The following is a 13,151-nucleotide window of genomic DNA, read 5'->3' as shown; positions in this document are numbered from 1 at the left end:
GCAAAGTTTTGATTTATGCAACTGTCATTGCCATAATTTCGGTATTTTCTGACATCAAGTTGCTTACTTTTTCCAAAGGTAATAACCCAACCTCAACGATGAGTTCCATCCAATAAAGACTTTCATCGACTTCTTCCTCTACCAAGCTGAGTTTAGCAATGACATCGGCAGTTGACTTACCACGGCGACCGATAGTTAGCTCCCACAGATGTTGCCGAACGGATTAGCTGCTTGCCAATTACCTCTGCCGTTCGGCTCTGTGGACTGGCTTTCTACTAAGCGGATTACTCGCAATGCTAGCTGCTTTGTTCTTTGCTTAAAGTCCTCCTCATTCATAATCCAAAATCTAAAGTCTAAAATCTAAAATTTATTTGACTTTAAACTTACTAGCAGTTACTAATAGCTCTTGTGCCATGCCTGATAAATCTTGGAACACAGTCGCAATTTGTTGAGATTCAGCAAAAGTTTTGTTAGCAATTTCTGCTACATCTTGCATTGATTTAGTTACTGTTACAGATTGCGTCATTTGTTTTTGAGTCGCTGCGGTGATTCGCTCGATTAGCTGACTAATTTCGGCAGTTGCAGAAACGATCGCATTTAAGTTTTGGCGAGTATCACTGACCAGATTTGTACCTTCTACCACCTGTTGAATACCAGTTTCCATCGCTACTGCAACTTCTCCCGTTTCTGCTTGAATCTCCTGGACTAATTTTTCAATTTCGATGGTTGCTGCTGCTGACTGGCGAGATAAAGAACGGACTTCATCAGCTACAACCGCAAAGCCTTTGCCATATTCACCGGCACGGGTGGCTTCAATGGCTGCATTCAGAGCCAGTACGTTTGTCTGTGTGGCAAAATTTCCAATCAAATTCACCACTTTGGAGATTTTTTGCGAAGATTCGCTGAGGCGTTTAATCTTTTTGCTGGTTTGAGCAACGGTTTCGCGAATTCCTTGGATTGCTTTCACAGTCAGGTTCATCGCAGTATCGCCAGACTCTACAGTTTGATTGGCTTGTTGCACTGCTAGTTGCACTAATTCAGCATTCGCTACCACAGCTTGAGTAGAGTCAACCATCTGTTGAATTTCGCCTAATGCTGCGGTAATTTCCTCAGATTGTTGTTGTGCCAGATTGGTCAGTCCCGCTAGTGAAGACTCGCTATTGCTAGAAGTTTGGGCAACTTGTTGAGCAGCCCCTTGTACTTGAACAACAATTTGCCGCAGTGCTTGCAGAGTATTATTGTAAGCATCAGCGATCGTGCCTAGCTCGTCTTCTGTAATCGGTGCGCGTACCGTTAAGTCGCCATTGAGAGCGGGTCTAAGGGCTGTTAGGAGTTGAATTGATCGTTGTTGGAGTAACTCCTTGGCTGCCTTTTCTCGTGCTGCTGCTTCTGCTAATTTTGCTGACTGCGCTTGTACTTGTTGCAAATATTCGGTATGTTGTAATGCCAATCCTAACTGGCTGCCAATGCGTGCTAGCAAAATGACTTCCGACTCTTCCCAATCACGAGTTCCCGAATTTTGATAAGCTGCCAGCAAGCCCCACAATTGTTCGCCAGCAAATACAGGAACAATTACATAAGCTTTGGCTTCAAATTGCTCTAAAACTTCAATGTGGCAAGGAGAATGACCTACCTGATAAATGTCATTTACAACAAAGTTTTCTCCTTGGGCATATCGACCTCCCTGAGTTTCTTGTAAGTGGGTATCTTCCCAGACGGTTTTGATATCGGGGCCTACCAGTTTTACCCAAAGATGACCTGCTGACTCGGCGACAAATTCACCACTCCAATCAGGGTTGAAACGATACACACCGACGCGATCGCATCGCAGTAATTGCCTTACTTCTTGAGTGGTTGTTTTGAAGATTTCTTCTACATTTAAAGATTGCCGGATGCGGTTACTGATCTTGGTGACAGCTTTCTCTTGTTCTGCTATCTGAGCTAATTTCTCAGATTTCACCCGCACTAATTCCAAATAATCTATCTGTGATTTAGCTAGGCTAAATTGCAAGCTAGTCTGAACCAAAAAATTCACTTCCCAGGTTTGCCATTCACGGGCGCTGGAATTTTGATACGCTGCTAGCAAACCCCACAATTTTTCTCCGAAGAATATCGGAACAATTATGTAAGCTTTGGCTTCAAACTGCTCTAAAATCTCAATGTGACAGGGAGCAAGCCCTACTTCATAGATGTCATTTACAACAAAGTTTTCACCTCTGACATACCTACCTCCCTTAGTTTCTTGCAAGTAGGTATCGTCTAAAACGGTTTTAATATCAGGGCCTACCAGTTTTGTCCAACCAGTAGCCACAGACTCAGCCACAAATTCGCCGCCCCAGTCAGGGTTAAAGCGATAGACAGCGACGCGATCGCATTGGAGTGATTGACGCACTTCTTGAGTGGTTGTTTTGAAGACGCTTTCTACATCTGAAGATTGGCGGATACGGTTGACTATTTTAGTGAAAACTTTCTCTTGTTCAACTATTTGAGCTAGTTGGTCAGATTTCGTCTGCACTTGTTCGAGATATTCACTTTGTGAGATAGCCACACCAAATTGCAACCCAATTTGAGTTACAAAGCTTTCTTCCCAAGGTTGCCAATCACGAGGCCCAGAGTTTTGGTAAGCTGCCAACAAACCCCATAATTTTTCTCCAGCAAATATGGGTGCAATGATGTAAGCCTTCATTTCATACTGCTCTAAAATGTCAATGTGACATTGAGCATGGCCCATTTGATAAATGTCATCGACAACAAAACTTTCACCCTTGGCATAACGTCCTCCTTGAGTGTCTTGTAAGTGGCTATCTTCCCAGACCATGTAAAAATCAGGGCCGACCATTTTTACCCAGCCATTACCCACCGACTCAGCGACAAACTCGCCACTCCAATCAGGTTTGAAGCGATAGACACCGACGCGATCGCATTTTAGTAATTGACGTACTTCTTGAGTGGTTGTTTGAAAAAGCTTATCGACATTTGATACCCGGAGAATTTTGTCGATGACTTTAGCTACCGATTTTTTTGCTAGTATCCGCTGTTGCTGTTCTTTTTGAAATTCAAAGCTCTGCAATTTGTAAGTCAGTTCTGTTGTAATTTGAGATAGTAGACTAATTTCTACTTCTTGCCACTGTCGCATTGAGTAGCAATTATTTACTGCCAGTAACCCCCACACTTTGCCTTCTACTAAAATCGGTAAACTCAAACTAGCTTTAATTTGAAATTTATCTAGCAGTTGTTTTTGATAAGGGGTAAGTTGTATCTGATTGATATCATCAATAACTACAGATTCTATATAGTCTTGATTGGTATGTAAGCCAAAAAGAATTCCTGGAATATTTTCACCTAAAGTTGGCGTCCAACCTAGTGTTCTGGATTCTGCTAAAACATTACCTGAATCAAGGGAAGTAAACTGATAAATTAAGGCGCGATCGCAGCCAATCTTTTCTCTAATTTGCACTACAGTTATTTTGAGTAGTGTCTCAAGGTCTGGTGCTTGGCGCATATGAGTTGCGATATCTTGCAACTGTCGCCGCCAAGTTTTAAATTCCTGAGCGATCGCATTTAATAAAATTATTTCATTGCTAGCAATATTCGCTATATTAGGGTTACCATTTTGATTTTCTAATTCAGAGATTAGGTGCTGATTATCATGGCTATTGTTATACAAAAATGTCATTTGTTTAACCTCAAAAATTGTAATGGATAATAACTTGTTGTGTCGCAGGGAGAAATGAGCTTGGATTTGGTAATTAATGATTAGGAGTTATAAAAAAATATCCCTAATTACCCATTAGCAAATGTTCAATTATGAATCCCCCACGTGGGAGTTTGGATAATAGTTATGGCATCTAAATTAAAAATCATCTCCTCAGAATTATTAATAAAGTATCCCTGTAAAAAAGGTGATATTTTAGGATAAAATAATTCAGCACTTGCAGGTTTCATTTCGTTAGTATCCAGCCATTCAATATCTATAAGCTGTCGCACCAATAGACCCAAATACTTACCCTTATTTTCCAGAACAATCGCCATCATTCTTGAAAGTAAATTTGGCCCTTGCGAAATTGGAGGATAACCTAACATTGCCTCTAAATCCACTAACCAAAGCATCTCACCGCGCCAGTTATAAATACCCAAAACGCTACTGGGCATCTGAGGAACGCCACATATTTCTGGTAATGATACTTGCAAAACTTCTGTGATGTGTTGTAACGAAATTACGGCTGTATCACTTACTCCCAAATTAAAACTTAAAAATTTTTCCTTGGTTTCCAAAGTTATCGATCCTTTGTATTTGATGATTTAGCTTTAGCCACTATTTGCAATTATTATTTAATTTCTAATTAGTGACTTTTATTGATTATTTATTAAATTATTAATTATTAATCAATCGCTTCAAAATCCCCACTAATTCCTCTCGATCGATTGGTTTTGATAGATAACCATCAGCGCCCAACATATTACCCCAAATTTTATCTACATCACTATTTTTTGTAGAGCAAAAAACCACAGGGATTTTGCTAGTTTCGGGATTAATTTTTAGTTCTCTGCAAATTTCAAAGCCACTTTTTCCCGGTAAAATAACGTCGAGAAATATTATATCTGGCTTATTTATATCTATTTTCTCTTGAGCCTCTTCACTGCTTTTGGCGCTCATCACAGAATAACCTGCCTGTTGCAAGTAACAGCTGATTATTTCCATATCTGTTAAGCCATCTTCAACAACTAAAACAGTATTCATGGTAATTACTGGTTAACTCTTTATCAAAATGTAAACAAAATATACAAATCCTAAATGATTCCTCAAAAAAGACATAGAAGGGACTAGAGACTAGCCCTAACCCCTTTGCCCTAAGCACTATTTCACAAATCAAATAGGACTGCTATAAATACAAAAATTTGTATTTGTCTAATTTTGATTCAATCTTTATGTATCAACCTCAGAAAAAGTACGTAATAAACATAAATTAATATACTTTTTTGAAATAAAAAATAGGTTTTTTCACCTCAATAATTTAATTTTTTCCGAGGTGGAAAAGTCTCTAAATTTTGAAGAAGAATTCAGAATCAAAAATAGCTTCTAATTCTCCCTAATTACAAACCTCTAAATTAGCTTTATTCTTCTCGATGGATACACTCGGCGTAGGTAAATATTTACGTACTATACTCATTACCTTTTCAGCCGCTACAGGTTTACTCAGAAAATCTGTAGAGCCAACTACTTTGGCACGAACTCTATCTAAAAGACCATCACTGCCTGTTAATATAATTATTGGTGTGTTGCCAAAGGTAGATATTCGTCGCAACTGAGTGCAAATTTCGTAGCCACTGGCAACTGGCATAATCAAATCCAAGAAAATCAAGTCCGGTTTATCCTGAATGAGAGTTGGTAGAGCTTGTACAGCATCTTGAATCTTGACAAACCTCAATCCATTAGAAGTGATAATATCCTCTAGCATTTTACATACCTGAGGGCTATCATCAACACAAGCCACTAGTGGAGCAATCCGTTTCTTTGGTTGTGTGCTGGTAGAATTATTGTTGGCTTCAGTAACTCCTAAGGGCAAGTCAGGTACTTCCACCAATTCAATGATTCCTTTCAGGATATAGGGAAGTAAGGAACGGGTAAGTGGTAGTACATTCTGCTTCATTTTCATGGCTAAATCTCGCAGAGTTAATTTGCCGTTGATTAAATTTACAAAGTTTTTATAGACAGATGGATTTACCATCTGCTGAAGTTGTTCTGGTTGGCGCAGAACTGGTGCTAAGTCAGGAGAAAAATTTGCTAAACCAGCTTCTGACCAAATTTTCCACGAGTCTTGCATGTGCTTTACAGACATTTCTGCACTCGTGAAGCTCATTGGTGTGTCTAAGATAACTTCTTGGCTGCGATTGCAACTTATAGAAGCAAAATTTCCTTGCATAGCTAGGTCAAATAATAGTTCTGCTATCGTGTTATCGACAATAGAATTAATCTGATCTCGCTGGATTTTCTGTTTTTTATAGAAGATTTCTAGAAGGCGATAATCCCAGTAATCGATTGATAGGTCTTGCAAATGTAACTGCAACTTATCAACATCAATTTGGGGGCAATTTTGAGCCATGTGTCTACGCCATCGTCGGAACGGATGAGTTCCCCCTGTTGCCCAAACTATCCGTCCCAGCCGATAGTAAAAAGTCCATTGGCTGCCCTTTGAACTCTTAATATTTAACTTGCCATTATATTGCAGTTGAGTGCAAGTTTTAAATTCATTTACTAGATTATTTGAAATAATTTCCTGGTGGGACATAGTTTGTTCCTTTTATTAAAAAGCCAACCTTTGAAAACCCACACTAGCTATTTAGCGCTCGGCAGATATGTGAATAAGTGCAAATACATTTAGTATATACCAGTCTAAATCAAGATTATTAAAACCAAGGCAGATGGGAAGATAGCAAAACTACTGCTAGTTAATAATTTATCTAGCATAGAGTTTTTATTGGCAGACTTTACTTTTCTGCTAATATTTATGACTCAAGTGGGTTGCCATAGTCTACATCATGATGTAATCAGTATTGATATATCATTTTAATAATTTTCATACTGAATCATATCCGTATAAGTTCTGAATTTTGGTTTAAAAAGGATTAGCAGTCTCTAGATAGTTCTGCTTTCGCTATTCACATTGACAATATATGTTAAAAACTTTATATAAGTTTATTATTCTTAACTATATTATTTACTGTCAGCTTTTCTAGGAAACATTTTTCTTAAAAAAGGCGTGCTACTAAAACAAGTAGCAGCCATATATAGAGTATTTATTTAGAAAATTTGTTCAATCTTGCTTGGGGTTTTCATAGCTGACGACAGCCGCCCTGAGATTACTTTGGTGTTCTGAAAGAAGCCGATCGCCCTCGTCTTTTTCCAAACCAGTCCAGTGCATCAATAGCGCTAGCTTAACCCATTTACCACTGCGTTCTAGTAAAAAGCCAGCAGCTTCCCGACTTAAACCTGTGAAGTCTTGCAAAATTCGCAAAGCGCGATCGCGTAACTTTTGATTTGTTACCGCCACATCCACCATCCGATTGCCATACACTTTGCCTAACTTCACCATCACCCCAGTCGAAAGGATATTTAAAGCTAACTTCGTGGCTGTACCAGCTTTCAGGCGAGTTGAGCCGGCGATTATTTCTGGCCCTGTCAATAGCCGAATGTCAATATCGGCATCAAAGCTAACTTGTTCCGCTGGAACACAAGCGATAAAAATAGTAATGGCTCCGCGCTGGCGAGCAGCATGAAGCGCACCGTGGACATAAGGTGTTGTACCACCAGCGGTAATGCCAACTACGACATCTAGCTGGGTAATGTGTCTTTGTGCGATCGCAGCTTCGCCATCTTCGATGCTGTCTTCTAAATCCTCGGAACTGCGTACCAGCGCCCCTGCGCCACCAGCAATAATTCCCTGTACCAACTCTGGGGGCGTACAAAAAGTAGGTGGACACTCAGCAGCATCTAACACTCCTAACCGACCACTTGTGCCCGCACCAATATAAAATAGGCGTCCTCCGTGGCGCAAACGTTCTGCGGTGCGCTCAATTGCTTCAGCCAACTGAATTTTTGCCGCTGCAACTGCTGCGACTGCCTTTTCGTCTTCGCTATTAAACAGCTCTACCATTTCCAAAGAACTGAGCTGGTCTAAGTTAAGACTGTTAGAATTTACCAGCTCCGTTAAAAGATGCCCGCGTTCCTGCAAATTTGTCATTTGTCCTTTGTCCTCTGTCCTACCCTACGGGAAGCCGCCCAAAGGGCGTCTATGTTCTTATGTCATTAGTCAGTTAGCGACCAATGGCTAATGACCAATGACCCTTCTGGTGACGCTCGTGCCGACGCTTGTTCCTCGCTAACGCTGCGCTATCGCTAACGCTGCGCTAACACCAGTTGCTCATGGGGGAAACCCCCTTGGCGCTAGCCTCTCCCAAAGGGAGAAGACCGCACTGGCTCACCAATGACCAATGACTAATTACAACAATCCTTCCAATTTGCGACGAATCTTCTCTAGTTCAGAATCAGACAATTCTGGTTCTTCTAGTGGCTGTTGATTGAGAGGGAAGGTGTCTTCAACAGTATCCTCCTTCTGGGCATCTACTTGCCAGTCGGTTTTTTCGACGTTAAGTTCTGGGGGAGTGACAACCAAATTGCTGTTTTCTGGGATGATTTCCCATTCATATCCAGCACTTTCGCAAAATTCCTTGATTTCTTCAGCATCGATCGGCTCTGGTGTAGGTGCGGGAAAATCCTGAGCTTCCAGCATCAAGGCAAAGCGCGTGGCGTCGTCTTCTGACTCGAACATCAGAATTTTATTGCGATCGCCTTCCCGAATCGTGTGAATTCCCTCATTTTCTGTTCGAGCATTAAAAATTAACACAAAAACACGCATAGGCGTAATCATAAGGTTAAACCAATACTTTCAGGTTGTATTTTTCTATCTTCTATTAATTTTCTAATATTTAACTTTTTAGTACATTTGAACTACTATTTCTGGTAATTTGATCTATCTAGTAATTTTCTATTTTAGGTATAAATAATTACTAAATATCAATGCTCAATATATGCTCACATATCTCTCACCTCAGAAAAGACCATAAACATAAATATCCTAATATATATCAGTTACCCCGTACTTCTTAGACTATTACTCTAAGAACTTTCGTCACAAACAAACAAAAAAGACTCTATATAGAGTCTTTAGTTATTAATCTGAAATTTTTAAGCTACTTACTCACCTAATAAATACATGACTTCTTCTAGTTTCTGTTTTGCTATGTAGAGGTTAAGTAGCTTTTGCTGTTCCCAGGATAGCGGCGCACGTAATCTTCTCTCTTCCATCGTTAGCTTGATAAGTGCTGCTTGTTCATCAGTCGGATCATTCATCTGATCTAATGCTGCGGCAATATTCTGGAATGCTTCAAAACTTAACCTTTTTATTCCTCTACCGTCTTCCATCTGTTTAAGTGCGATCGCTGGGAATGACATCAAGCTTACAATGTAACTATTCTTGTAACCTGAGTTCCCAGTAGGCTTAAGACCATATCGACGGCATAAATCACGTAACTCCTGAATAGTTTTACTTTCGAGTTCTGAACGTGTAAACATAGAGTAACCATTCCTTAAAAGTGGTATCGGTGGGTAACAAGTTTCTCAGGCTTCTGTACCCACCGAATAAACACTCTAATGTTTCGCTTCCAAAAGATTCAAGCTATATTTACATCTCTCAATAATGCCTAATCCTAAAGGAACTCCTGAAAATTTAAAGCCAATTAAGTCAGAACGAGAGGAACCGCTTACCGAGAAGATGAACTTACGCATGACAAAATCTATGAAGGAGGAAGTGCAGCAACAAGACAATCCTCCTGAATTTTGTAGGGAAGCTATTCAAAAAGCACTGGATGAAAAGAAAGGAAGGCAACAGTAATTGGAGCTTTATTTCTAAGATTCTGTCTAAACTACAGATAGTTGAAAAGCAATATTATATATAACAAATTTAAGGCTAGGGTTAGAAAATTGACTCTAGCCTTAAATTTATAGCTGTATCTCTGGCTGTGTATCTCTGACTGTGTGAGAACCTTAGCACATCCGTGCCGATTGATTTTCAACGCGCTTCTGTAGACCCTATGATCCACAGGCTACAAGGAATTGACCTCTAATTAGTCAGAACTGCTTGACCGATATTAGTAATCGCCTGTTCTTTAGCAAGTTTTTACAGATGTTTTAGTAGTTATACTGTTGCAATATTTTTTACTTAGTAGGTAAAACCGAAGTATAGTTTTATCACTCGTATGTTAAAAAAAATAGCCATAGCAGCAATAGCATCTACCTTGATATTTATTCCGACGATAGTCAAAGCCGAATGGGTTTTTGTAGATCAAAACGATAAATTTGCTTCATTTGTTGACAGAATTACTAAAGTTAATGGCAAACCTGCATTCTTTTGGCAAAAAATAATCTATAAAACAATCTCTACTGACAATATAAAATCAGTAATTTTCCATGAAGCCGTTAGCTGTGATTTAATGGCTTTCAAGAACTTGACCGTTGTTTTTTATAACGATCGTGGCGAAGTATTAGCCCAGGAAGATAATAAAGAGCCTTTAGATTGGAAGTATGCAATACCAGGGAGCCAACAAGAGTTTATTTTAAAGGGAATTTGTAAATAATGCCTTAGCCCTAACAGCTTCCCAACGCCCTAGAATACCCTAACATGCCATGCAACGGTACTAAATACTTTAACGAAATAGTAACAAACATACAATCTTCTACTATTGATTAGTATTCAACCAGTAGACAACGATTGCCGAAGTTACTATAACTGTAAATACAGAAAATATATAATTCCTCTTTTTCTATAAAATTACAAGGAAAAAATGATGAATGGTTTTTCTCAAAATCAAGAAACCTGGATAAGTTATGAAAAAGGTTATGAACCATATATAGGAATAATGACGGCTGAGAAATTGGAAAAAGCTTTTGAAAGAACTGAAAAAACTTTTAACCAAGCTCTTATTGAAGAAAATTCTAAAAGATTGCTCGATATTATGAATAGTTTGAAAAAACATAATAGATTTTTCAGATTACCTAGTATTGCATACGTAGAATTTGAAAGAGAAGAAGATAATGATGATGATAACCCTATACGACACAGTTATATCATTGGAGGCAGGCATAGAGTCACTGCGTTACTGAAATTGTTGGAAAAAGCTAATAAAGATAAATCTCATTTCAAAGTTCAGGTAGAAATGAGAAAAGTAAATAATTTTTTGGATATTATTGAATTAATTATTGCAGACAATGAAGGAAGAAGTATGACAAAAGCTGAAGAAATTTACTTACGACAGCTTCAAGATATTTTACCTTTAATTCAAAATACTAATATAACCTTTGCTCAATTTATAAATCAAATTTTAAATAATAGTGCAATAAACAAAAAAGCGAAAGAGAACATTATTTCAGCTTATATAGATTACCAAAAAAATAATATCGGCTTCAATAGGATTGCAAGATTACACGGAAGGAAAACATACACACAGTTAATAATTAAATCGCTGTTAAGTAATCTTTTGAATAGAAACCCTCAATTAGGTACATGGGATGGGGTAAAGCTAGAACGTGCAATAAAATGGTGTTGGGGAGGTTACAGAGAAAGCCCAATTACAAATGTAATTACCAAATCAAATATTGTTTGGCGTAGTAAAAATAAGCCATTTATAGCAACATTACGGGAGACTCAGAAACTAGGCAATGGTGATATTTATATAGGTAGATGCTATAAAGAAATAGCAGATTACGCCGTAGAAGAATGGGAGTTTGCTAATAAGCCTTGAGGCAAATATAAAAACTTTCAATAAGAAAAGACCTCAAACTACTAAGTGTGATTTTAGTTGTTGATCGGCTATTTAGTGTAGGTGGCATATACAAAAAAACCTCTAGAATGCTTATTCCTAGAGGTTTTTAATTTACTTGGAGTCTCTACTTGGAGTAATTTCAACTACACTTCTCTATTTACTTAGATGTCTTTCAGTACTCTTTCCTTATCCGGTTGTAAATAATGCTTAATAAGAGTGTCTACACTGTTACCACAACTATCAGCTAATAATCCCAAATCAGCACCATTGTTAGCTTGAATACTAATAAAAGTATGTCTAGTAGAATAGGGCTTAAGATAAGCGTGTATTAATCCTTGAGTGGCAAGTCTACTAACAACCCCAGGATAACTGTAGGCTTTTCCGTCCTCATTTACACGGTTATTGTGGTTCCAAGCTACTCTAATCTTAGGTGAGTCATAGTATTTGCCTTTGTTACTAAAAACTAATTCATCATCATTTTCTGTTTTTTCTTTCAAAGTTTTTAATAGATTAATTAATCTATTCATCCCTTTCATTTTAAACCATCTAATTATTTCTGTTTTAGTGGTTTTAGTTTTCTTCAATGAATAAGAATAACTTTCACCAAAAATTATCCATCCGTAATCAAATTTAATATCTTTCCATCTAAGGGCGAATGCTTCTCCGTGTCTACATCCAGTAAGAAATAAAAATTCAATTAAATTCGCAACTTCTCTTTCGTGTTTTTTATTTGATTCATAAAATGCATTGATAATTATATCTCTCTCTTCCAGAGTATAAGCTTTATAATCTTCTTCCTCTTGTAACTGTTGTGATTTTTTAGGCAGTCGATAAGATTCTTTAATCTCGTTAAAATAATCTCGGTTTATTCCTAAGTTATTGTTAATTGCCCACAAGGAAAGAGAAGACAAAGCACCGTACAAAGTTTTTATTAAGTGCTTACCAGTTTTTTTTGCATTCAATGTATTAATAATTAAACTTGCTGTTTCTTCTCCAAACTCTTGATCTAAAAAAGGTGTTAGCAATGTAGTGTAAGTAGTTTGGTATAGTGTCCTATGTGTTGACTCAGCAATTTGTTGTGTTTGCAGCTTCCAAGCGATATATTTACTCCACAACTCTCCCAATGTAGGCAATGCTCTCGCAGTCGGTAACTGAGTAACAGTGGCTAACATCGGCTTGATATCCAAATACTTAGCTAGGGTAGGATCGAATAATCCTCCGTCTGGATGGTCGATATCAGCTTGTATCCGCCTAGCTATACCATCAGCCCATTGCTTGTTCTCTGGGGTATCACTTCTACCTAATCCTTTATATGCTTGACGTTTGCCGTAGAACTCCTGACTCACCCTAGTACTGAACTGAAGCCGGAGAGAACCTTTGTCAGTTCCTACGTTTACATCGGCTAATCGGCTAGAACCCTTAGTCTTTGGACGTTTTGAGTACATCTAGTAATTCTATAGTAATTTCTATTATTTCAGTTTTTGAATAACTGCTTAAATACTAGAATACCTTATGAGTATCATTTGACGCCTTGGTGTAATCATCTGTCCTTTTTAAGGTCTATCCATATTAAAGTTCTAGCTTGTGCCTTAGTGAAAGTCACAGGAACAATTTTCACTCTATTCAGATCAGATTTAATTGAAAACGTCAATATTATCAAGCATAAGTATTGAATCAAGCAAATACCGTAACTTAACCAATGAGGTCTTAGGTTTAGTTGGCGTATCCTGGAAATGGCATACTGAATCAATGTGTCAGTTAATGCTTGTGTG

General features: G+C 38.1%; 13 protein-coding genes. 3 read left to right on the top strand and 10 right to left on the bottom strand.

The window, feature by feature from the left end:
- Nucleotides 1–13 precede the first annotated feature (13 nt).
- From V7L01_RS12435 to V7L01_RS12395, 9 genes are all read right to left on the bottom strand, one after another.
- A complete protein-coding gene (locus V7L01_RS12435) occupies nucleotides 14–145 on the bottom strand; it encodes a hypothetical protein (protein ID WP_335035105.1) in 132 nt (43 codons plus the stop codon).
- Between the two features lie 50 nt (nucleotides 146–195).
- Nucleotides 196–336 (bottom strand): hypothetical protein, encoded by a 141-nt coding sequence (locus V7L01_RS12430; RefSeq protein WP_335035103.1) that lies wholly within the window; start codon nucleotides 334–336, stop codon nucleotides 196–198.
- Between the two features lie 31 nt (nucleotides 337–367).
- Nucleotides 368–3,676 (bottom strand): GAF domain-containing protein, encoded by a 3,309-nt coding sequence (locus tag V7L01_RS12425; RefSeq protein ID WP_335035101.1) that lies wholly within the window; start codon nucleotides 3,674–3,676, stop codon nucleotides 368–370.
- A 125-nt stretch (nucleotides 3,677–3,801) separates the two neighbouring features.
- Nucleotides 3,802–4,275: a chemotaxis protein CheW gene (locus tag V7L01_RS12420; RefSeq protein ID WP_335035099.1), complete on the bottom strand. Its 474-nt coding sequence runs from the start codon at nucleotides 4,273–4,275 to the stop codon at nucleotides 3,802–3,804.
- 100 nt (nucleotides 4,276–4,375) lie between these two features.
- A complete protein-coding gene (locus V7L01_RS12415) occupies nucleotides 4,376–4,741 on the bottom strand; it encodes a response regulator transcription factor (RefSeq protein ID WP_335035097.1) in 366 nt (121 codons plus the stop codon).
- A 349-nt stretch (nucleotides 4,742–5,090) separates the two neighbouring features.
- Nucleotides 5,091–6,290, bottom strand: a complete 1,200-nt coding sequence (locus tag V7L01_RS12410; protein ID WP_335035095.1) for a response regulator — start codon at nucleotides 6,288–6,290, stop codon at nucleotides 5,091–5,093.
- 525 nt (nucleotides 6,291–6,815) lie between these two features.
- Nucleotides 6,816–7,742, bottom strand: coding sequence for an N-acetylmuramic acid 6-phosphate etherase (gene murQ, locus V7L01_RS12405; RefSeq protein WP_335035093.1), 927 nt, complete (start codon nucleotides 7,740–7,742; stop codon nucleotides 6,816–6,818).
- Nucleotides 7,743–8,000: 258 nt separating this feature from the next.
- The gene (locus tag V7L01_RS12400) at nucleotides 8,001–8,429 is read right to left on the bottom strand and encodes a DUF3110 domain-containing protein (protein ID WP_335035092.1); all 429 of its coding nucleotides are present in this window, start codon (nucleotides 8,427–8,429) and stop codon (nucleotides 8,001–8,003) included.
- Between the two features lie 326 nt (nucleotides 8,430–8,755).
- Nucleotides 8,756–9,133 (bottom strand): hypothetical protein, encoded by a 378-nt coding sequence (locus tag V7L01_RS12395; protein WP_335035091.1) that lies wholly within the window; start codon nucleotides 9,131–9,133, stop codon nucleotides 8,756–8,758.
- Between the two features lie 124 nt (nucleotides 9,134–9,257).
- On the opposite strand from V7L01_RS12395, the gene V7L01_RS12390 reads away from it, so the two are divergent.
- The 3 genes from V7L01_RS12390 to V7L01_RS12380 all read left to right on the top strand — a co-directional run bounded on the left by V7L01_RS12390 (nucleotide 9,258) and on the right by V7L01_RS12380 (nucleotide 11,358).
- Nucleotides 9,258–9,452, top strand: a complete 195-nt coding sequence (locus V7L01_RS12390; RefSeq protein WP_099098922.1) for a hypothetical protein — start codon at nucleotides 9,258–9,260, stop codon at nucleotides 9,450–9,452.
- A 364-nt stretch (nucleotides 9,453–9,816) separates the two neighbouring features.
- Nucleotides 9,817–10,194, top strand: coding sequence for a surface-adhesin E family protein (locus V7L01_RS12385; protein ID WP_335035090.1), 378 nt, complete (start codon nucleotides 9,817–9,819; stop codon nucleotides 10,192–10,194).
- 207 nt (nucleotides 10,195–10,401) lie between these two features.
- The gene (locus tag V7L01_RS12380; RefSeq protein ID WP_335035088.1) at nucleotides 10,402–11,358 is read left to right on the top strand and encodes a hypothetical protein; all 957 of its coding nucleotides are present in this window, start codon (nucleotides 10,402–10,404) and stop codon (nucleotides 11,356–11,358) included.
- A 182-nt stretch (nucleotides 11,359–11,540) separates the two neighbouring features.
- On the opposite strand, the gene V7L01_RS12375 is transcribed toward V7L01_RS12380, so the two are convergent.
- The gene (locus V7L01_RS12375; protein ID WP_335035086.1) at nucleotides 11,541–12,725 is read right to left on the bottom strand and encodes a tyrosine-type recombinase/integrase; all 1,185 of its coding nucleotides are present in this window, start codon (nucleotides 12,723–12,725) and stop codon (nucleotides 11,541–11,543) included.
- Nucleotides 12,726–13,151: the final 426 nt, after the last annotated feature.

It is taken from the genome of Nostoc sp. (assembly GCF_036917095.1).
Taxonomy (GTDB): Bacteria; Cyanobacteriota; Cyanobacteriia; order Cyanobacteriales; family Nostocaceae; genus Nostoc.
The sequence above is the reverse complement of the archived record's forward strand: the minus strand, read 5'-3'. Positions and strand labels throughout refer to the sequence as shown.